This is a genomic window from Anaerobacillus sp. ABR4_321 (assembly GCF_056158505.1).
In genome coordinates, this window is record NZ_JBSWTK010000001.1 from 2,759,502 (window position 1) to 2,778,269 (window position 18,768).

An 18,768-nucleotide genomic window follows, 5' to 3' on the forward strand; every position below is an offset into this window, starting at 1 on the left:
ACCGATTATTTATGTTCCTCGTCTTTAATTTCTTCTCTCATCGCATCGATGCTATCCGCACGACGTTCGTTTTTGGCTTGAATTTGCTGTTTTTGTTGATCGCTATCCGTAAATTCAATCGATGCTTCAGCATCATGGATGTTTTCGATCGTATCCTGTACCATTCTCTTCAACTTTTCAGCATTATCTCGTCTATCATCAGGTTTTGCTTTCATTATGTTGCCCTCCCTATTCATACAGTCCTGCAACTCAGTTGCCCTACTAGTATGTGTGAGAAAGGGTGGTCCTATCCTTTTATCCTTTAGTTTTGCAAGCTTTTTGGAAGGGTTCCATAGAGGGCATTTTCGTAAGCAAGCATGTCTTTCCGCATTTCTGCACTGCATCCGTTTGAAAGCAAAATGTTTTCCGCTGCCTCAAATACTTGCCTTAACAATCGCATCGCCATTCGGTAGTCAACGACTACGTTCTTTTTTATGTCTTTCTCATACTGTGAGAGTTCAAGCATAAGACGATACGTACATTCTAAAAGCCTCATCGGTACATCGTTTAACGTTTTAGCACTGCCATTCTCTAAGAACTCTTCGAATTGCACATCATCTTCATCACAAAGTAAGAAGTATGTTCTAGGTACATCTTCAAGGTCATGCTCGATTCCTGAGATCGTTAACGTCATGACCGCTAGTCTTGAGGCAAATCCTCCAGTCAGTGCGGCTGTTCCACAACCATACGGAGGACCTGAAGCTTCAAACATTTTAAAGATTTCACTGCCTAGTAAATCTTTTCTTTCCATGATCATCACCCACCTTACGGACCCTTTACCCTTTTTTTATTGGAAAAAATCGTCTAAACGGCTTCTTCAAAGATAATAGGGCTCATAAAGTCGATACTTTTCTGAGTGATGTCGATGAAGTTTCGCCAATATTCCTTTACGTTCTCATCGTATTTTCCTTGATCAAAACTAATTTGTAACCATGACAATTCTTCAAGCAGCCTTATCGATGATCCTACCCAAATTTTTTGTCCTTCGATTTGGAGTGTGAACGGTTCTTCAAATCGAAAAGGAAGATAAATGCCTGTATGGTTTGGATGAAGAATTAGATTTTGAAAAATTGTACCTTTAAAAAGCTTCGCATACGTTAATAACACACGGTCATTCTTCGCTGCTGCTTTTTTCAAGCTATGCAACGTTTTACTTTCCCCTAGTTCTAGGCTGGCGATCGCCTTCTCCCAATTTAACTCTTCACGGTAAGGAACTAGGTAACCCATCTGTTGCATCTTTATTTCTAACTCCTTGATTAGGAGTCCAGTTTCTGGTGCCTCTTTGGAACTGAAATTTGAAATTGGTTCTATTCTTGCTGTAATCGTCATAAAGATCCCCCCGAAAAACATATCTATTGTAATCATTCGCTTTTCTTATTACCTTTAAGACGTTTTTACAAACTTTGTTATAAATTGTTATAAATGAAATAAACCAGAAAGATCACTCCTTCTGGTCTAGGAAGCATTATTTCCCTTTAGGGGGAGCATAGTCTGGCTTTGGATTCCCTTTCGTTTGCATCTGCTTCCCTTTGTTTCCTTCTGCTTCTGGGTGAAGGGAAGATAAATGGTTAGGAGCAAAAGATTTCGGAAATCGCTTTGGATTACTCATAAAGATCTCCTCCTTTACAGTTATACTGTGCAATAAGAGGAGAATTATCAGGTTTTCGTGTTAATTTTTTGCGTGTTTCTTTTCAAACTTGTCTTCAATACGCTCGATTGCTTCTTTGTCGTTCATGAGTTCCTGCTTATACTGAGAGACCAGTTCTTTGAAAGTAATCTTTTGTGTTTTTCTCATCATGTTCTCCTTTCGTAACGCGTCGCTTTATTGCAAGTATTCCCGAATTCAGAATATTTAATACAAAAAACGCAATTTTTTTGTGAAATGATACAAAAAAGACCGTCGAGTTTTACTCGACGGTCTAGAACTTTTATTAATTTGCTTGTAACTTGTCACGAAGAACCATTTGTAGAATTCCACCGTGACGATAGTAATCGATCTCTACTTCGCTATCGAAACGAGCGACTACATTAAACGTCTTCTCATCACCTTCTGGAGAAATAGCCGTTACTTTAATTTCTTCACGAGGCTTAACATTTTCAGTAATTTCTACTGCGAATGTTTCTTTCCCAGTTAGGCCAAGAGAGTCAGCAGAATCTCCCTCTTTGAATTGAAGTGGTAATACACCCATCAATACGAGGTTACTTCTGTGGATTCTTTCGTAGCTCTCTGCGATGACTGTTTTAATACCAAGAAGGTTAGTTCCTTTTGCTGCCCAGTCACGCGAGCTTCCCATACCGTAATCTTTACCTGCAAGAACAATCAGGTCAGTTCCGTCTTCTTTATACTTCATCGCTGCATCATAGATTGGCATAACATCTTCTGTTTTCCAATACGTCGTCCAGCCACCCTCAGTGTCCGGTGCGATTTGGTTACGAATACGAATGTTTCCGAACGTTCCTCTCATCATGACTTCATGGTTTCCTCGGCGAGAACCATAGGAGTTAAAGTCGATCGGACGAACACCTTTGTCTTGAAGATATTGACCTGCTGGCATATCCTTCGCGATGGCACCTGCTGGAGAAATGTGGTCCGTCGTTACTGAATCGCCAAACTTCGCGATGGCTCTCATGTTTTTGAGCTCATGAATCGCTTCTGGATCTTTTGAAAGGTTTTCGAAGAAAGGAGGGTTTTGAATATAAGTTGACTCTTCATCCCAGTTGTAAAGATCGCCTTCACTCGTGCTCAACTGGTTCCAACGCTCGTTTTCTTCAAAAACAGTTTTGTATTGACGCTTAAACATTTCAGGAGTAACCGTTTCTGCTACAGCTTCTTTTACTTCTTCAGGAGATGGCCAGAGGTCTTTCAAATACACGTCATTGCCATCTTTGTCTTTACCGAATGATTCATTGTGAAGGTCAAAGTTTACACTTCCTGCAAGTGCGTAAGCAACGACTAGTGGTGGTGAAGCAAGATAGTTTGCTTTTACTAATGGATGAATACGACCTTCAAAGTTACGGTTACCAGAAAGAACAGATGTTACTGTTAGATCGCTCTTTGCTACCGCGTCTTCGATCTCTTCTTTAAGTGGACCTGAGTTACCGATACATGTTGTACAACCATAACCTACAAGGTGGAATCCAAGATCTTTAAGATATGGCATTAGTCCAGACTTCTCGAGGTAATCCGTTACAACTTTAGATCCTGGAGCAAGACTTGTTTTAACATATTCAGGTACTTGAAGTCCTTTTTCGACTGCTTTCTTCGCAAGAAGTGCAGCACCAAGCATTACGGAAGGGTTCGATGTGTTCGTACAGCTTGTGATCGCAGCGATTGCAACCGCACCTGTTTTCATCGTTACCTCTTTACCATCATGGAACTTTACAGTTGTTTCTTTCTTGATTTCATCCTTATCCATGCCTAGCCCCTGGTTACCTTGAGGAGCAACAAGCGCTTTATTGAACTCTTCTTTCATGCTAGAAAGAGGGATCAAATCTTGTGGACGTTTAGGTCCAGCTAAACTTGGCTCAACTGTTGAAAGATCAAGTTCTACGACGCTAGAGAACTCAGGATCCTCTGATTCTGGCGTATAGTAGAGACCATTTGCTTTACAGTACTCACGCACAAGGTTGATGTGCTCTTCTGAGCGTCCAGTTAAGCGCATATACTCAAGAGCTTCTTCGTCTACAGGGAAAAAGCTACATGTAGACCCTTGTTCAGGAGCCATGTTTGAAATCGTCGCACGGTCTGCAAGCGGCATGCTAGATAGACCAGGACCGAAGAATTCAACAAACTTACCTACTACTTTCTTTTCACGAAGTAGCTGCGTAACTTTTAGCGCAAGGTCAGTTGCAGTCGTTCCACTTGCAAGTTCACCCGTTAGCTTCACACCGATAACTTCTGGTACTGGGAAATAGGAAGGCTGACCAAGCATTCCAGCTTCAGCTTCAATTCCACCTACACCCCAACCAAGAACACCTAGACCGTTGATCATCGTTGTATGTGAATCTGTTCCAAACAAAGTATCTGGATAAGCGACATTTTCACCGTCAAAGCTGTTTTCTTGTACAACATTTGCTACGTACTCCAAGTTAACTTGGTGAACGATTCCAGTTGCTGGTGGAACAGCGCGGTAGTTATCGAAAGAATCTTGCGCCCATTTAAGGAATTTATAACGCTCAAGGTTACGTTCGAATTCTTTATTCATGTTAAATTCTAATGCATCTTCAGAAGCATATTTATCAACTTGAACCGAGTGGTCAATAACAAGGTCAACCGGAATTTCAGGGTTGATCTTATCAGGATCTCCGCCCATATCAGCCATCGCTTTACGAAGTGACGCAAGGTCAACAACTGCTGGTACTCCAGTAAAATCCTGTAGGATAACGCGAGAAGGTTTAAACGGTACGTCGATATCAGTCTTTTGCTCGCTAGTTCCCCATTTAGCGAGGTTTTCAATGTGCTCCTCTTTAATTACCTTACCGTCGTACTGACGCAGCACGGATTCAAGTAAGATCTTAATCGTGTAAGGGAGCTTGCTAACATTTGCGATGCCTGCTTCTTCTAGCGCTTGTAAGCGGTAGAATGAATATGTTTTACCATTAGCATCGAACGTTGATTTTGAATTATAAAGTTCATGATTTGCCATATGTAGTTCCCTCCTTCAAATTGCATAACAAAGCGGTAGTTGCAAAAACGCTTTCAACTTCCCTTTATCCATATTAGTAGTTTTTCAAACATAAGTAAATAACAAGATTGTTATTATACTTCATAAGTTTACCTTATCACTACATATTTTGACGGCCTGAGGACAAAGTAACATCGTGGAGGTGAAAGCTGATGGGTAAGCGTAAAGCGAATGGCGTACGTCCTGGAATGAACGATGCTGATGCACAGGGGAACGGAGCGGGATCTGATAATGAATATGCTCACGAGCATCTGTCCGCAGAACAGCGTGCGTTCAACAAAAAAACGAAGAAACGTCAATAGATGAAATACCAAACCCGTCATCAGAAAATGACGGGTTTTCCGTTTAAACGTCTTTGTTCATTTCAGCTTGTATGGATTGTAAATCTTTCTGAAACTGAAGCAGTTGTTCACGCTGATGTTCTGAGGCGTTCACTAGTGCTCCTTCAATTTGTGACATCGCTTCCCCTACTTCTTGTTGGAGATGTTTCAGGTCTTTTCCGTAATCACTGCTCGTATCGACGACTTCCTTACTCGCGTCTATCGCCTGATCATATCCTTGTTGAGCTGCTTGAAATGCCTGCTGTTTGTCTTTGTTATATGGCATCGCTCGGCCTCCTTATCCAATGGTTTCACCATAGTTTTATCCAAAATAAGGCTTGCTATTCCAGTCGTATAAGATGAACCTCCATGCAAATACTAACCGTAAAGGAGGGATAAACCATGACAGAAAGCAACACGTTTAAAGACATGCGTAAAAATGCCCCCAAAGGTCAAACTGGCCAACAAGAGCCAATGAAAGGCTCACATAAAGTTAAGAAACGTAATCAGACGAGACAAAAAAATGGTGAAGGGTTTTAATTATTTTATTCTATAAAAAAAGGCGACCTATTCGTCGCCTTTTTTTGATGAGATCGAGCGTAACGCGTCGATTATATGCATTTCTTCATCCTTACTTACCGTTCTGAGGTCCAGTAGGATTCGATCTTCTTTTAGCCTTGCAATCACCGGAACTTCAAATTCCCTCAAGCCTTTCTCAAGCTCATTACTTGTAAGCTGGTCAGAGGTAATAGCGATTACGAACGTATCGAGGTTAACTTCAGGCATGGTACCACCGCCTACTTGAGAAACATCTTCTAGAATTTCAGTATGGTACCCCATTGTTTTTTCATGTAAGGTTTCGATAAAGTCACGCGATCTTACGTTTATTTCCTCTTTTGATAGTAAGATATCCCTCACGACAGGAATGTTCGTTTCTTCATTCATCAAGTGCTGCTGTAACGTACTTTCTAAAGCAGTTAAAGTAAATTTGTCCACTCGTAATACTCTTGCTAACTGATGCTTTTTCAGCTGATCGATGAGCGCTTTTTTACCAGCGATAATCCCTGCCTGTGGTCCACCAAGCAGCTTATCGCCACTAAACGAGACAATGTCTGCACCTTCTTTTAACACAGTCGGTACGGTAGGTTCCTCACCGATCCCATATTTATGATAATCAAAGATTGCACCGCTTCCTAAATCTTCGTAATAGATAACCTGATTACTTCTTGCAAAACTTGATAATGTTTTCCGCTCCACTTCTTCAGTAAACCCAACAATAGAGAAATTACTACGATGTACTTTCATAATCATGGACGTATTTTCAGAAACGGCCTCTTCATAATCATAAAGATGTGTTTTATTTGTTGTACCAACTTCTTTTAATAATGCTCCACTCTCCCTCATGATTGAAGAAACACGAAACGATCCTCCGATTTCAACGAGCTCGCCTCTTGAAACGATCACTTCTTGTTCATTCGCTAAAGCACGTAGCACTAAGTATACTGCCGCAGCATTGTTATTAACGACCATGGCTGCTTCAGCTCCAGTAGCTTCACAAATCAAGCTTTCAGCAATATCGTGCCTAGAACCTCTCTTCCCTGTAGAAAGGTTATACTCCAGAGTCGAGTAGCTACGTGCAACGTCTGTTAGACCTGTTAGCGCTCGTTCACTAAGTCGAGCACGGCCTAGATTCGTATGTAATACCACTCCTGTTGCATTGATCACAGGACGAAGATTTGGAGTAAGTTTTGCTATCGCGCTCTGTTCCAATTTCTCGATTATCTCTTTTTGAAATTCCTCTCTTGTCCTTGAACTACCAGAATAATTCTCATTAAGTAAACTACTACGAAGTTCATTAACCTCTTCCTGGATTAGGTGGGTTAGCCTTTCTTCTGGATAGACTCCGGCAAGGTCACTTCGTCTAAATGCATGCTGTATTTGATGAATGGGAGGAAGCTCCCTAACTAGTGTTTTCAACGGTATCAACTCCTAATAATGAAGGAAAGACACCCTTCCTGGGGTGTCTACCTACTCCTTCATCTGTTCCATCTCTTTAATAAAGCGATCTAATTTCGGATATTCTCCTGTTTCATGCTTGGAATGAAGCTTGTTACCATTCACGGTAACCTCAAAAGCGCCTTTAAATCCTGGTTTCATTTCTAGAGTAGTAATGTCATGGCGGAAATGATTGAAAAGTTCCTCCGCGAAACTCGCGGCTTTAGGTGCATAGTTTCACTGCATGCAGAATTCGATCGAAACAGTATACTTCAACTTTGTTCCTCCTTTTTTTATTATGTTGCCCATACTATATCATTTCAAAAATCGAAACAAAAGAATTATACTTATGTGAGGAGGTGGTACGATGTCGAGTGAAGAAAAAATTCGTCTTACGTCTCTCTCAACAAAAGGTGGTTGAGGATGTAAGCTTGGTCCTGAGGACCTGGCGCAAGTTTTGCGTCACTTACCTAATAAAAAGACAGATCCAAATTTACTAGTTGGAGTCGAAACCTCCGATGATGCAGGCGTGTATCGATTGACCGATGAAATCGCCATGATCCAAACTGTCGACTTTTTCACACCGATCGTTGATGATCCATATATGTTTGGTCAGATCGCAGCTGCGAACTCATTAAGTGACGTGTATGCGATGGGCGGTGTTCCGAAAACAGTTTTAAACATTGTTGGCTTTCCAATTAAAAAACTCGCTCCTGAGATACTATCTTCTATCTTAAAAGGAGCTAGCGATAAAGTAGAAGAAGCAGGGGCAGTGATTGCAGGAGGCCATTCGATCGATGATCAAGAACCTAAGTTTGGGTTGTCGGTGACTGGTATTGTTCATCCAGACAAGTTCTATGCGAATGTTGGTGCGAAACCAGGTGATGCGATTGTTTTAACAAAACCGATTGGAGTTGGCATCCATACGACAGCAATCAAGCCACAAAAACTATCAAGCAAAAGGCTTGATATCGTCTCAGACACGATGGCAGAGCTGAATAAAGTTGCATCTGAAGAACTCGGCTATTTCGAACCGAATGCTGTGACAGATGTTACAGGATTTGGCTTACTCGGACATTGCTATGAAATGGCAACAGGAAGTAACGTCAGTATCGAAGTTGATTTTGAAAAAGTACCAGTTCTTGAAGGTACACACGAGTTAGCCGAACAAGGCTTCATTCCTGGAGGCTCGAAAGCGAATCATCGCTGGATCTCTCAATCTGTTCAGTATACGAACCTAAGCGAACTAGAAGAGCTTATCTTATGTGACGCAGTTACGTCGGGCGGCCTTCTGATCAGTATGCCTGAAAGCCAAGCACACGCATATGTAGAGCGGATGAAAAACAAAGGAAAAAAGGCAGACGTCATTGGGAATGTTACAGAAAAACAATCATCATTCATCCATGCATATCGGTAAAAAAAAGCCGTAGGAATTCAATCCTACGGCTTTTTATCGTTCATACAAGTCGTTCTCTATTTCCTCTGTGAATTTCTCAGGCACATCATCAAAGACAACCCTGCCATCCTTTAATGCTACGATCCGAGTCGCATACCGAAGGGCAAGCTTTACACTATGGACATTCACGATCGTTAGCAGCTTTTGTTTTTCATGGATTTGCTTGATCAAAAGGAAAATCCGATCTGCAGTACCAGGATCTAAGCTAGCCACAGGTTCGTCCCCTAAAAACACGTATGGAGACTGCACAAGAGCTCTCGCAATACCGACTCGTTGTTTTTGTCCACCACTCAGCTGATCAGCGCGCTGGTTTTGAAACGGTAACAGTTCGACCTGTTCAAGTACCTCTTGTGCTTTCAATTTTTCTTCTTTAGAAAACAAACCGAGTACGTTTTGAAATGTGGAGTGATAACCGAATAAACCGGTATAAACGTTTTGCAAGACAGATAGCCGGGGGATCAATTGATGTTGTTGGAAGATCATGCCCATATTTCTTCGAATCCTACGTAACCCTTCATCATCTAGTCGATCGTATGACTGGTTTTGATAAGAAACCGTACCTTTTGAAAGAGTCTCGAGCCCATTCAGTGTACGGATTAAGGTAGACTTCCCTGCCCCTGTTTTGCCTAAAACACAAACAAACTCTCCTCTAGAAAAAGTTAAAGACACACCCTCAATCGCGGCGGATTCTGTTCGACCATACGTCACTGTACCGTCCGTGATTGTTATCAGTTCATCCTTACATAACATCTTGCCTCACCCGACTTCCTAAAAAATCAACTGCAATCACGATCACCATGATGATAAGAACATCAACGGCTACAGTCGAGTACTGAAAGGTTTTAAAATGAACAAATAACTGCTGCCCGATGCCTGCTCCGCCGACAAGGCCAAGAATTAATGATGTTCGAACCGCAACTTCAAATCGATAAAAGTAATGTGAAAGAACGTTCGGCCATATTTGCGGAAAGATCCCAAATAAAGCACGCGTAATTGTGGGAGCACCAACAGCTTTCATAGCTTCTTGTTGCCCCTTATCCGCCGCCTCGATCAATTCTCCAATCAACTTACTCAATACACTAGCGTTATGAAAGATGATCGCAAGTGTTGCAGCAAACGGTCCGGGGCCAACAACTGTAAGGAACATTAAGCCTAATACGATTTCAGGAATCGACCGAAAGAAGCTTAATAGTATCCGAGTACCTTTATAGAATCGCCCCGCAGTGTTTTTCGCAGCGAGTAGACTAAGCGGGAGAGCTATTAATAGCCCAAGAAAACTTCCTAAGAAAGCCATCCCCAGTGTCACTAAACTCGCTTCTAACATTCGAGGGACTACCTCTAAATTGAGAGGAAACCAGTTTGAAAGGAAATCCACCATGTTGGTCAATGCGCGAAGTTTACTTAAATCGAAATTAGTGATCCTAATACTCCAAATCGTGGTGGCTAGGATCAGTAGTGCACCGGCTACGTGCTTCCAATTGAACCAAATCATGATTATTCCTTAATAAGACCCTGCTTCACAGCGGCATCTCGTATACTTTCATAGTCTTGATTACGAGCTTCAGTAAATCCAGAAGCACCGAACGCATTTAAAATCGTCTCATTCTCGATCGATAAAAAGACCTCTTGCAATTTCTTTTTCGTTTCATCATCTGTACCCTTCCGAACAGCCCATGGGTACTGAAATAGCTTGTCTGACTCCCAGATCACCTTTAGTTTTTCTTCATCTATTTTACCTGACTCGATCAGTTGATGGTAGATTGCGCTGTCAATTGCGCCCGCATCTACTTGCTTATTCTGAACGGCTAGTGCTGTGGCGTCGTGCGATCCTGTGTACGTAACCGAACGAAATGAATGATTATCTTGATCTTGGAATACTTCTCTGTCTTGCAGTTCAATCGAAGGGATCAATGAACCAGACGTCGAGTTAGGATCACCAAACGCAAAGCTTTGTTCATTACTTCTTTCTAAAAAGTTTTCTAGTGAGGTCCAGCTGTTCGAACTGTGCGTGATCACGTAAGAGTGATAAAACGGTTCGCCATCGATCAGCTGGGTGACAATCGCTTCTGCCCCACTCTTTTCATGTGCGATCACATAAGTTAGTGGGCCAAAGAACGCCATATCGATCTGTTCATAATTCATTGCTTCTACGACACCATTATAGTCTGGAAATGTTGTAATCTCCACGTCTTGATCTAGCTCATCTGTAAGTACATCTTGTAATTCATCCATCGCTTTATCGATTTCACCTTCTGTTTGAGCTGGAATAACTCCAATCGTGAATGAGTCGCTACCTTCTTTTTCATTCTCTTGATCGCTGCATCCAGCGAGAACACTAGCTAGCAATAATATACTCAATAGTCGTTTCATACTGCTATCACTCCGATTTCTCTTGTTTACGTCGATCGAGCCATCTTCTTTCTTGTCCATCTCGTACGGTATAGCCTTTTTCATCTAGGCTTTCGAGAAAAGGAACGAGAAACTTCCGGCTCACACCTAGAACTTCCTTTGCAGACTGCAGTGTGAAAGAGGTTGACGTTTCATTCTTCAACAAATCCTTTGATTTCTCCCACGCTGAGCGATGGATCATCAAATCTTTCGTTAGCTCCATCGCTACCGATTCCTCTACTAAATATTGCTTTAACTCGACCTTTTCCTCTGATGGAATGCCTTCTTTATCAATAAGCACATCGATCGGTGAAGCGTTCATTCCCTGATCTCTCAGAGCAACTACGACATTCTCCATTCTTGTTTTCCAGGCTTTTGAAAAGGATGGGATAAAACTCTCAATCGAAAAATATGGTCCCTTTCGTATGACATTCTCCGTTTCATCTAACGTTCGTTCGATCAGCTTACCAGGGTACTTTGCCTTTAGTTCCTGAATCAATTCTGCCTTCGGAATGCCGGGTCTCATCGGATATTTATCATGATAATCCTGTAACCGCTCATCGATTTCAGAGCTAACGCTATTGAGAATAACTCGTGTTGTAACATCATCCTCAACAAAAACAAACTCAGGCGTCTTCTCTAGCTCTAAAAGAGTTTGATCGTCCATACCAAGTGTTTGTTGAATCTCTTCTTTCGTAAGTAGCAGCTCTTTATCAAGCAGCTGCTGAAGCTGTTCTGATGGTGTCCCCATACTCATTCTTTCAAGCATTTCGACAGTCTCTTTGCCAAATTTATATTTCTGTCCCATTACGTTTACAATCGATCCACCACCGATCGTTTCAACAGGTGATGGCCTTCGAATGATCACTCTGTCACTCTTCTTCGCTAAGATGGGAGTTTGAAGACGTAGTTGACATAAGACCTTTTCGTCCTCTTCGTACTCTAAAACATTCCGATCAAAAAATACGATTGTTCCCCTCACTTCAGCAGTTCCAATATGAACGGTAACGGTTGATCGTTGCTTTAATTCATAAGACATCGTTTTAGCCATCTTCAAACTAATGTCTACTGTAGACGTAGTATGATAATAATCGCTCGCTACAACAACTTGACCTCTATCAATATTATCGCGGTCAACGCCAGCAAGATTGATCGCAACCCTCTGCCCAGCATATGCCTTGCTTACTTTTTCATTATGAGACTGGATTTGTCTGACCCTCGCTTCGATCCCCTTTGGAACGATCGATACGGGTTGTCCATCTTGTAACTCTCCGTCAAAAATCGTCCCTCTCACAACAGTTCCATGTCCTTGAAGAGTAAAAACTTGATCGATCGGCATACGAAACGGTCCAACTTTATTTCTTGAAGGCACGTCCAATAGATAAGCATGGATGCTATGTTTTAACGCCTCGATGCCTCTTCTAGACTTACTGTCTACTACATGAAAAGTAGCGTCCTCAAAGGCAGACCCAGATATGTATTCGATAATATCTTCTTTTACAAGTTCAATCATCTCTTCGTCAACAGCATCTGCTTTCGTAATAACGATGATTGATCGTTCAATGCCAAGAAGCGATAAGATTTCTAAATGTTCTTTCGTTTGAGGCATCACACCCTCATCCGCTGCAATAACTGGTATTACTATATCGATACCTGCTACACCAGCGATCATTTGCCTGACAAATCGTTCATGACCAGGTACATCGATAATCGATACTTTCATATCATCTGATAATTCGAAAGGTGCAAATCCTGGCTCAATCGAAACATTCCGCTCTTTTTCTTCCTTGAGACGGTCTGTATCAACTCCTGTCAGCGCTCCAGTTAACGTCGTTTTTCCATGATCGATATGTCCGGCAAGACCTATCGTGTAATAATTCATTCTTCTCACCTGCCTAAATGAAGTCATCCTTCATTAACATTAATGAAATAATGTTCCCTACGCAACTGAAAGCCCTTCGACTTTAAAACCTTGTATATGCATCGATGTATGTTTATTCAACCGTGTATACGAAAAAAGTTATTCACATTTATCCACACCAGCATCTGTTATACTGTTTATTTCACGCTGTACCACCCCTCATCCTGTTATAGTTCTCAATGAAGAACTGTACCAGTCACTCCGAATGTCGAACAATGTCAGATGATGGATTTCATCGAGGTTTGTCGTAATTTCTGGTTTCTGAAATGAATCAATAATTAATCGTTCTGTTTCTTGCTAATTCGACATAACCTCACAAAATATACAACTAAACGCAATCAAATCGTTCAAATTAGTTGATTCTATGAAACGTATGCTTTATCATTCTAATAGCAATGGGGCTGGTTGTACGTCTGGTGAGTGCCACGGTCTTCAAAACCGCTTGTGACCTGCGTGCCAGGTCAGCTGGGTTCGATTCCCAGACGGTCCCGCCAATTTTTATCACCTGAGTCCTCTAATGACGTTTCATTAGAGTTTTTTTATGCAATTTATCTCGTTTTTTCAACTACCGAATGAAATTGTACGGATTGTTTAGCCTATTTATTAAATACGTGCTAGAGGTGAATAAAGTTATTATGAAATCTTCTCATACACTACTCTTCCTCGTAGTCCTATTTAGTTTTCTAGGCCTACCCTACAATAAAACTCATGCCATCCAACAGCCACATTCAGCTACACTAAGTTTTATGAAATCAGAAACAAATAAAGACGAGAAATTAGAAGAAGCTTTCAGTAAAATCTTTCAATTACAGCCCGGTGATGTTAAGTACTATTACAACCGTATCGATTTAAATGAGGATGGCACCCCTGAAACGTTCGTCTATTTGTCAGGACCTTTAGTTTGTGGAACTGGAGGCTGCAGCGCACTCATCTTCCAAAAGATCAATGAAGAATACAAAATGCTTTCGCGATTCAGTCTAGTTAGAACTCCAATTATCATTAGTGAAACATCCACTAACGGCTGGAAGGATCTCATTATGTATGTATCAGGTGGTGGTATAGAGCCCAGTTATAAGAAGCTAACTTTTGCCGAAGGAACGTACCCTCTAAATCCATCCATACAACAAGATGTAGAAATCGATGAAGTGAAAGGCGTTGGAATAATAAGTGACAACATGTCAGAGGATACAGGAATCACCTATTAAGCTTTATTACTCTAGGAAAATGAAAGAAGTAAGAATGTTTCCCTACAATTCCTTTCAGAGGTCCTAAATTGTAGCCCCCACTCCCCTACTCCACTTGATTTATGCGTGTTTTGAGCGTATAATGTGACCGAGTTCAAAAGCATGAGAGGTGAATGCGATGGCAGGTTGGTTTCAGTATTTTATCGTCGGTTGGACAGTCGTGTTGATCTCGCTAATGGCGATCGGCGGTTTCTTCATGTTCCGAAAATTCTTAAAGCGTCTCCCTAAAGAAGATGGAAAATCCATACTGGATTGGGAAGACTATTACATCCAACAAACGAAACACATGTGGAACAATGATCAAAAAAAGCTTTTAGAAGAATTGGTATCTCCTGTTCCAGAACTATTCCGTGATATTGCTAGAAATAAAATCGCTGGGAAGATCGGTGAACTTGCGTTGAAAGAGAACAGCAAGGAAATGACGCAAGATCTCATTATTAGAGGATATATCATCGCAACTCCAAAAAGAGATCATAAATGGCTTATCAAAAAATTACACGATAAACGGATCGATGTTACACCTTATCAGCATTTATTCCATTAAAAAACTCGTTTAGCATGATGCTAAACGAGTTTTTTATAAAGTACTTTGATGTAATTCAGGGTTATGGCTTCTCTCTGTTTTACGAAACTGATAATACATAGCGACGCGCCATGGCACAATCATTCCAAAAGCAAGTATAAAAAACAGTGAGCTCGTTTGGAGGACAGGTATCGACTGACCGATTATGGTTTTAAAAGCGATCCTTACAACGAGTAATCCGAGCAAGATAAATACAAACGCTTTCGAACGTGTTAAATAAATCTTATTGTTTTTAATTTCAAATTTAGAAGTACGAATCAGTAGTAACGAAAATGCCCCACCAACAAGCAGTGCCTCCATCGCTTCATATAATGGTACTCTAGCTTCTGGTAATACAAACATAAAAAAGCCTGTCGCCATAAAAAAAGGCGGTAGGATAATTTTCTTTATCGTTGCAGGTTTTTTCGAAGCCTTTAACCTGATCATAATAACACCTAGAGCCATCAATGCTCCTACTACTGTACTGAAAATCAGCATATTTTCATCCCTCACCTATCAGGTTACTGCTTATCATTTCCATTGTATGTGTAAGAACAGAAAAAAACAAGCGCACATAAAAGAACAGGACAAGCGTCCTGTTCTTATCATTGCGTATTTTGTTTAGAAAGCTCCTCTTCACCTTCATCTGCAGCAATGTTCAAAATAATCGTCATCGTAACACCAACTACTGTAAAATACACCCCTAAATCAAACAAAATCGCCGTAGCCAAGTGAGTGTGCCCTAGGATTGGAAGCTCAAAGTAAGCATCCGTATGGCTTAAAAAGGGCTGGCCGAAGAAAAACGAGCCGATTCCAGTTAAAACCGCTATCAACAATCCGATCGGAATAAAGTTTTTGAAGTCAAACCGAATGACCCGTTCCATCGTTTTAAATCCATAGGAGATATAAAGCAGCACAAGCGCTCCCGAAGTCATTAATCCACCGATAAATCCACCACCTGGCGCATTATGACCAGCGAAAAAGAGATAGATCGAGAACCCCATGATGATAAAGACGATGATCGTCGTTGTTGTTTTTAAAATAAGATCGTTGCTACGTTGCATCGAGTCGCATCCTTTCTAGTTAGAATCCTTGAAAACCGTTAAAGAGATTGTTAACAAGGAATGAAGTGAACATCGTCATGAAATTAAAGTATAGCAATACTCCCATAACGATCATTAAATATCCGCCTGCTTTCATAATGACTGTGCTGTTCTTCTTAATCCACTGTAACTTTCCGATAAAGAATGATAACAGGAAGAACGGAATGGAAAACCCTAGCGTATATGCAACCATATAGAAGAGACCAGCTCCCGGGTTTGAAACACCAAGTGCGATAACTGCTGCTAAAATCGGACCAGTACATGGAGTCCAACCAGCAGCAAAGCCCATTCCGATCAACACAGATCCAATGAAGCCTGATGGACGATTCCGAATCGTTAACCGTCGATCTTTCAAAAGGAAAGAAGGTTTCCAAAACCCTACGACAACGAGTCCGAAAACTACAATTAAGATCGCCCCTACTTGTCTCAATAAGTCTTTATATTGAACAAACAAGTTTCCAATAAGTGAAGCAGACATCCCTAGAACGAGAAAAATAATCGAAAAGCCTAATAAGAAGAATACTGTATGTAGAATTGCTCTCCGCTGCATCATTCCCCGTTCTTCTTTTAAGTCATTTACTGATACCCCTGTAATGTATGAAATAAACGCCGGATAAAGCGGCAATACACAAGGAGAGATAAAGGACAGGAATCCCGCTCCAAAAGCTAAAAAAATATTTAAATCAGCCATAACCTAACTCCCGTTCTATGCACGCACTTAGCATGCGCATTCTGAAATCGTTTCAACCCCATTGTACCGGTTTTCACATTAAATTGTGTGAACATTACGTAACGATTTACTTTGCAAAGAATTCTTCAAGAGTTATTCCAGCTTCATGAATTTCTTTGGCAGCTTCTTTTCCTACATACCGAACATGCCAAGGCTCATATTGATAGCCAGTAATGTCTTCTTTTCCTTTAAGGTACCTCACAACAAACCCGTATTTGTATGCATTTTCAGCTACCCATTCACCTTCAGGGGTACTGCCGAACTTCTCAGTTAACGCACCATTCAGTGAAGGTGTACTAATATCCATTGTTAATCCAGTCTGATGTTCACTCTGCCCTGCATGTGCACTCACCTGATTTGCTTTTTCAGCACCATATCTTTCTGCGTTGTAAGCAAAAATCGCTTCCTGCCTTTCATAAGAACGGTAACCAGAGACAGCTTTGATTTGCATATCAGCTTCTTCTGCAGCCGCAAACATTTCTTCAAGCGCCTTTGCTGCTTCGTCTACCATCAGTCTCTTCGGATCACCTTCATTTGCATAAAAAGGGACGTTAGGTTCTACAAGGTTTTTCGGAACAAAATCAGCCGGCAAATTTCTGTTTTTGTTAGCCACAACATAGATACTATCAGGATTTGTTACGATTTTTTTGCCGTTTTCTTCCGTCACCGTTTCACCCATAGCTGGATAAGCATTTTGTTGTGACTCATCAGGTTCGTTATTCGCACCATTTTGATTCGTATCTTCATTTGAAGAGCTATTTTCTTCGTTCGCTTCACTATTGGTCTTGTTATCTTCGTTTTTTTCTTCTTTATCAGGCTCAGTCTGCTCCGACTTTTCATCATTCATCGTCTGATCACTCTGCTCATTCGATGAACAACCTGCCACAAGAGCGAGCGATAGCCCTGATACAAATACTAGCTTTCTTACCGTCATCTCAACACTTCCTAATAAAATATAGTCTATCTTATCATATCATCATCTAGAATATGCCCGTCAACCAAAACCTCTCCATATAAAAAGCACTCTGTTCCCAGAGTGCCAGTACATTATTTGTTATTATCCATTTGACTATTCATAGCCTTCATCATCTGATTAATCTTCTTCTGAGAAGGTTTTTGCCCCATTTGCATCATCATTACGCGAAGCATATTTTCATTGATAGGGGGATTTTTCTTTAGATAATCCATCATATATTTGCGGGCAATAAAAAAGCCAAGCGCAGCCCCAGCAATTAATGCTAGAACGCCCACAAGCGTATACATCCACCACATGCTGTATTTCCTCCTTATTCTTTCTCTTCCATTAGTGTACTACAACCCTTCCTGATTATACAATAACGTCTACTAAAATAGTAGGGTTTGTTTAAACTAGCTTTTGTTTTTTGAGCGGGTTGAGCCATCCATATCGATTCGATTGATGATCGATGGCAAAGAAAGTAGGAGTGAGCTTTCTTAGCACCTCAAAGAAGATCGTCTCTGCTTCATATGTACCGTTCGAATATACGTTGATTTTCTTTTGGTTTACAAACAGAGAGCCGTCACTTTTCGATTGTAAAATCGTTAAACAATGCCCTCCATTTCGATATTCATAATTCCGGAATCCACCTAATTCTGAAACAAGATATCGATTCACATCTATTACAGGGATAGACTCTGAAATAAATTCAATTTGTTTATCTAGCAATTCTTTTGCTTCTTTCTGAAGCGTACGTTTTCTTTCATTAAATAGTTGATATAACAGGAGTTCTTTTCCACCATATTGAACGGCTATTTCTTGCTTGATCAAGTGCATCTCATAATGCCTCATAACGATTCCTCCTGTCTACCTTGTATAATAAACATAAGTATAAAGGAAATTCATTAAGATGATTGTCTATACCTGTAGTTCAGTTTCCACTAGTTTTGTCGAAACTAAAAAACCTGTACTATAACATCTATGTTATAGTACAGGTTTATGTTATGCCATGCTCGGTAGGTCGCAAAGAACGCCACCGCACTTCGCATCATAATCTAGTTTCATTCGATCAACGAACCATTCATCTCCCGGCTTCACGAAGTAAGTGATTCCCCCAACTTCTTTTTTGAAATCGTCTGTAGCAGGCTTATCAGACATTACTCCTAGTGAAAATCCACCGCTATCTCCACTCCCAGCGTACCTTACAAAAAGTCTTAAACAATCCCCATTATTAAGCTCCATTTCATTCTTGTAAAACTCAGCCGCTGAATCCGTTACAACAAACATCCTATCCATCCTCTCTCTTTGTAATATAACACCTTGTTATAGTACAGTATAACGAATTTTCTAAAAATTGCAACCAAAAAAAT

Annotated in this window: 24 protein-coding genes, 1 tRNA gene and 1 pseudogene; 6 read left to right on the forward strand and 20 right to left on the reverse strand. The window is 40.8% G+C overall.

All coding sequences use genetic code 11. The annotated features are described in order from the left end of the window. Positions 1 to 5: 5 nt before the first annotated feature. The 6 genes from tlp to acnA form a co-directional block, all read right to left on the reverse strand. Entirely contained in the window at positions 6 to 215 is a 210-nt protein-coding gene (gene tlp, locus ACXADT_RS14350; protein ID WP_270181951.1) for a small acid-soluble spore protein Tlp, read from the reverse strand. 86 nt (positions 216 to 301) lie between these two features. After that, positions 302 to 790 (reverse strand): hypothetical protein, encoded by a 489-nt coding sequence (locus ACXADT_RS14355; protein WP_474812003.1) that lies wholly within the window; start codon positions 788 to 790, stop codon positions 302 to 304. Between the two features lie 53 nt (positions 791 to 843). Beyond that, positions 844 to 1,368, reverse strand: coding sequence for a hypothetical protein (locus tag ACXADT_RS14360; RefSeq protein WP_270181949.1), 525 nt, complete (start codon positions 1,366 to 1,368; stop codon positions 844 to 846). Between the two features lie 136 nt (positions 1,369 to 1,504). Continuing rightward, a complete protein-coding gene (gene sspN / locus ACXADT_RS14365) occupies positions 1,505 to 1,648 on the reverse strand; it encodes a small acid-soluble spore protein N (RefSeq protein WP_270181948.1) in 144 nt (47 codons plus the stop codon). Between the two features lie 60 nt (positions 1,649 to 1,708). Continuing rightward, positions 1,709 to 1,834, reverse strand: coding sequence for an FbpB family small basic protein (locus ACXADT_RS14370; RefSeq protein WP_270181947.1), 126 nt, complete (start codon positions 1,832 to 1,834; stop codon positions 1,709 to 1,711). Positions 1,835 to 1,970: 136 nt separating this feature from the next. Next, entirely contained in the window at positions 1,971 to 4,685 is a 2,715-nt protein-coding gene (gene acnA / locus ACXADT_RS14375; RefSeq protein ID WP_270181946.1) for an aconitate hydratase AcnA, read from the reverse strand. Between the two features lie 191 nt (positions 4,686 to 4,876). Between acnA and sspO the strand changes: the two genes are divergently transcribed. Continuing rightward, complete coding sequence (gene sspO / locus ACXADT_RS14380; protein WP_224882338.1) at positions 4,877 to 5,026, forward strand: small acid-soluble spore protein O; 150 nt, start codon at positions 4,877 to 4,879, stop codon at positions 5,024 to 5,026. Between the two features lie 43 nt (positions 5,027 to 5,069). On the opposite strand, the gene ACXADT_RS14385 is transcribed toward sspO, so the two are convergent. Further along, entirely contained in the window at positions 5,070 to 5,330 is a 261-nt protein-coding gene (locus ACXADT_RS14385; RefSeq protein ID WP_270181945.1) for a hypothetical protein, read from the reverse strand. 116 nt (positions 5,331 to 5,446) lie between these two features. On the opposite strand from ACXADT_RS14385, the gene ACXADT_RS14390 reads away from it, so the two are divergent. Continuing rightward, positions 5,447 to 5,584 (forward strand): small acid-soluble spore protein P, encoded by a 138-nt coding sequence (locus tag ACXADT_RS14390; protein ID WP_224882334.1) that lies wholly within the window; start codon positions 5,447 to 5,449, stop codon positions 5,582 to 5,584. Between the two features lie 27 nt (positions 5,585 to 5,611). Here ACXADT_RS14390 and selA read toward each other — a convergent pair whose 3' ends face one another. Both selA and ACXADT_RS14400 read right to left on the reverse strand, forming a co-directional pair. Next, a complete protein-coding gene (gene selA, locus ACXADT_RS14395) occupies positions 5,612 to 7,021 on the reverse strand; it encodes an L-seryl-tRNA(Sec) selenium transferase (RefSeq protein ID WP_474831716.1) in 1,410 nt (469 codons plus the stop codon). 51 nt (positions 7,022 to 7,072) lie between these two features. Continuing rightward, positions 7,073 to 7,264: pseudogene (locus ACXADT_RS14400) on the reverse strand (Rdx family protein); the annotation flags it as partial. Between the two features lie 142 nt (positions 7,265 to 7,406). On the opposite strand from ACXADT_RS14400, the gene selD reads away from it, so the two are divergent. Continuing rightward, a complete protein-coding gene (gene selD, locus ACXADT_RS14405; protein WP_474831718.1) occupies positions 7,407 to 8,456 on the forward strand; it encodes a selenide, water dikinase SelD in 1,050 nt (349 codons plus the stop codon). 33 nt (positions 8,457 to 8,489) lie between these two features. Here selD and phnC read toward each other — a convergent pair whose 3' ends face one another. Genes phnC through selB form a run of 4 tightly spaced genes read right to left on the reverse strand, consistent with a single transcriptional unit; the run spans position 8,490 to position 12,765 of the window. Then, positions 8,490 to 9,245 (reverse strand): phosphonate ABC transporter ATP-binding protein, encoded by a 756-nt coding sequence (gene phnC, locus ACXADT_RS14410; RefSeq protein WP_474831720.1) that lies wholly within the window; start codon positions 9,243 to 9,245, stop codon positions 8,490 to 8,492. Beyond that, positions 9,235 to 9,987, reverse strand: a complete 753-nt coding sequence (gene phnE, locus ACXADT_RS14415; protein ID WP_474831722.1) for a phosphonate ABC transporter, permease protein PhnE — start codon at positions 9,985 to 9,987, stop codon at positions 9,235 to 9,237. The genes phnC and phnE overlap by 11 nt, the downstream gene beginning before the upstream one ends. A gap of 2 nt (positions 9,988 to 9,989) precedes the next feature. Next, positions 9,990 to 10,865, reverse strand: a complete 876-nt coding sequence (gene phnD / locus ACXADT_RS14420) for a phosphate/phosphite/phosphonate ABC transporter substrate-binding protein (RefSeq protein WP_474831723.1) — start codon at positions 10,863 to 10,865, stop codon at positions 9,990 to 9,992. Positions 10,866 to 10,872: 7 nt separating this feature from the next. Further along, the gene (gene selB, locus ACXADT_RS14425; protein WP_474831725.1) at positions 10,873 to 12,765 is read right to left on the reverse strand and encodes a selenocysteine-specific translation elongation factor; all 1,893 of its coding nucleotides are present in this window, start codon (positions 12,763 to 12,765) and stop codon (positions 10,873 to 10,875) included. A gap of 436 nt (positions 12,766 to 13,201) precedes the next feature. Here selB and ACXADT_RS14430 point away from each other — a divergent pair. From ACXADT_RS14430 to ACXADT_RS14440, 3 genes are all read left to right on the forward strand, one after another. Then, positions 13,202 to 13,298 (forward strand) — tRNA-Sec (locus ACXADT_RS14430). 141 nt (positions 13,299 to 13,439) lie between these two features. Continuing rightward, positions 13,440 to 14,009 carry a hypothetical protein gene (locus ACXADT_RS14435; RefSeq protein ID WP_474831726.1) on the forward strand — a complete coding sequence of 190 codons (570 nt, stop codon included), beginning with the start codon at positions 13,440 to 13,442 and terminating at the stop codon, positions 14,007 to 14,009. A gap of 157 nt (positions 14,010 to 14,166) precedes the next feature. Next, complete coding sequence (locus ACXADT_RS14440) at positions 14,167 to 14,592, forward strand: DUF2621 domain-containing protein (RefSeq protein ID WP_474812024.1); 426 nt, start codon at positions 14,167 to 14,169, stop codon at positions 14,590 to 14,592. A 33-nt stretch (positions 14,593 to 14,625) separates the two neighbouring features. Here the strand turns inward: ACXADT_RS14440 and ACXADT_RS14445 are convergent, their stop codons facing one another. From ACXADT_RS14445 to ACXADT_RS14475, 7 genes are all read right to left on the reverse strand, one after another. After that, complete coding sequence (locus ACXADT_RS14445) at positions 14,626 to 15,108, reverse strand: CcdC family protein (RefSeq protein WP_474812027.1); 483 nt, start codon at positions 15,106 to 15,108, stop codon at positions 14,626 to 14,628. A gap of 107 nt (positions 15,109 to 15,215) precedes the next feature. Further along, positions 15,216 to 15,674, reverse strand: a complete 459-nt coding sequence (locus ACXADT_RS14450) for a Na(+)/H(+) antiporter subunit B (protein WP_270181935.1) — start codon at positions 15,672 to 15,674, stop codon at positions 15,216 to 15,218. 19 nt (positions 15,675 to 15,693) lie between these two features. Further along, positions 15,694 to 16,404: a cytochrome c biogenesis protein CcdA gene (locus ACXADT_RS14455; RefSeq protein ID WP_270181934.1), complete on the reverse strand. Its 711-nt coding sequence runs from the start codon at positions 16,402 to 16,404 to the stop codon at positions 15,694 to 15,696. A 106-nt stretch (positions 16,405 to 16,510) separates the two neighbouring features. Next, positions 16,511 to 17,377, reverse strand: coding sequence for a M15 family metallopeptidase (locus ACXADT_RS14460; protein ID WP_270181933.1), 867 nt, complete (start codon positions 17,375 to 17,377; stop codon positions 16,511 to 16,513). Positions 17,378 to 17,490: 113 nt separating this feature from the next. Further along, positions 17,491 to 17,715: a YneF family protein gene (locus ACXADT_RS14465; RefSeq protein WP_224882311.1), complete on the reverse strand. Its 225-nt coding sequence runs from the start codon at positions 17,713 to 17,715 to the stop codon at positions 17,491 to 17,493. A 91-nt stretch (positions 17,716 to 17,806) separates the two neighbouring features. After that, positions 17,807 to 18,250, reverse strand: a complete 444-nt coding sequence (gene sirA, locus ACXADT_RS14470) for a sporulation inhibitor of replication protein SirA (RefSeq protein WP_474831728.1) — start codon at positions 18,248 to 18,250, stop codon at positions 17,807 to 17,809. Positions 18,251 to 18,400: 150 nt separating this feature from the next. After that, positions 18,401 to 18,685, reverse strand: a complete 285-nt coding sequence (locus ACXADT_RS14475; RefSeq protein ID WP_270181931.1) for a HesB/YadR/YfhF family protein — start codon at positions 18,683 to 18,685, stop codon at positions 18,401 to 18,403. Between the last annotated feature and the right edge of the window lie 83 nt (positions 18,686 to 18,768).

Coding starts and splice junctions, on each gene's coding strand:
- ACXADT_RS14465 (WP_224882311.1), bottom strand. CDS start 17,715: ATGTGGTGGATGTATACGCTTGTGGGCGTTCTAGCATTAATTGCTGGG.
- ACXADT_RS14370 (WP_270181947.1), bottom strand. CDS start 1,834: ATGAGAAAAACACAAAAGATTACTTTCAAAGAACTGGTCTCTCAGTAT.
- ACXADT_RS14385 (WP_270181945.1), bottom strand. CDS start 5,330: ATGCCATATAACAAAGACAAACAGCAGGCATTTCAAGCAGCTCAACAA.
- acnA (WP_270181946.1), bottom strand. CDS start 4,685: ATGGCAAATCATGAACTTTATAATTCAAAATCAACGTTCGATGCTAAT.
- sspO (WP_224882338.1), top strand. CDS start 4,877: ATGGGTAAGCGTAAAGCGAATGGCGTACGTCCTGGAATGAACGATGCT.
- ACXADT_RS14390 (WP_224882334.1), top strand. CDS start 5,447: ATGACAGAAAGCAACACGTTTAAAGACATGCGTAAAAATGCCCCCAAA.
- selB (WP_474831725.1), bottom strand. CDS start 12,765: ATGAATTATTACACGATAGGTCTTGCCGGACATATCGATCATGGAAAA.
- ACXADT_RS14435 (WP_474831726.1), top strand. CDS start 13,440: ATGAAATCTTCTCATACACTACTCTTCCTCGTAGTCCTATTTAGTTTT.
- ACXADT_RS14460 (WP_270181933.1), bottom strand. CDS start 17,377: ATGACGGTAAGAAAGCTAGTATTTGTATCAGGGCTATCGCTCGCTCTT.
- tlp (WP_270181951.1), bottom strand. CDS start 215: ATGAAAGCAAAACCTGATGATAGACGAGATAATGCTGAAAAGTTGAAG.
- ACXADT_RS14360 (WP_270181949.1), bottom strand. CDS start 1,368: ATGACGATTACAGCAAGAATAGAACCAATTTCAAATTTCAGTTCCAAA.
- ACXADT_RS14455 (WP_270181934.1), bottom strand. CDS start 16,404: ATGGCTGATTTAAATATTTTTTTAGCTTTTGGAGCGGGATTCCTGTCC.
- ACXADT_RS14445 (WP_474812027.1), bottom strand. CDS start 15,108: ATGCTGATTTTCAGTACAGTAGTAGGAGCATTGATGGCTCTAGGTGTT.
- ACXADT_RS14475 (WP_270181931.1), bottom strand. CDS start 18,685: ATGTTTGTTGTAACGGATTCAGCGGCTGAGTTTTACAAGAATGAAATG.
- phnC (WP_474831720.1), bottom strand. CDS start 9,245: ATGTTATGTAAGGATGAACTGATAACAATCACGGACGGTACAGTGACG.
- phnD (WP_474831723.1), bottom strand. CDS start 10,865: ATGAAACGACTATTGAGTATATTATTGCTAGCTAGTGTTCTCGCTGGA.
- ACXADT_RS14450 (WP_270181935.1), bottom strand. CDS start 15,674: ATGCAACGTAGCAACGATCTTATTTTAAAAACAACAACGACGATCATC.
- sspN (WP_270181948.1), bottom strand. CDS start 1,648: ATGAGTAATCCAAAGCGATTTCCGAAATCTTTTGCTCCTAACCATTTA.
- phnE (WP_474831722.1), bottom strand. CDS start 9,987: ATGATTTGGTTCAATTGGAAGCACGTAGCCGGTGCACTACTGATCCTA.
- ACXADT_RS14355 (WP_474812003.1), bottom strand. CDS start 790: ATGGAAAGAAAAGATTTACTAGGCAGTGAAATCTTTAAAATGTTTGAA.
- sirA (WP_474831728.1), bottom strand. CDS start 18,250: ATGAGGCATTATGAGATGCACTTGATCAAGCAAGAAATAGCCGTTCAA.
- ACXADT_RS14440 (WP_474812024.1), top strand. CDS start 14,167: ATGGCAGGTTGGTTTCAGTATTTTATCGTCGGTTGGACAGTCGTGTTG.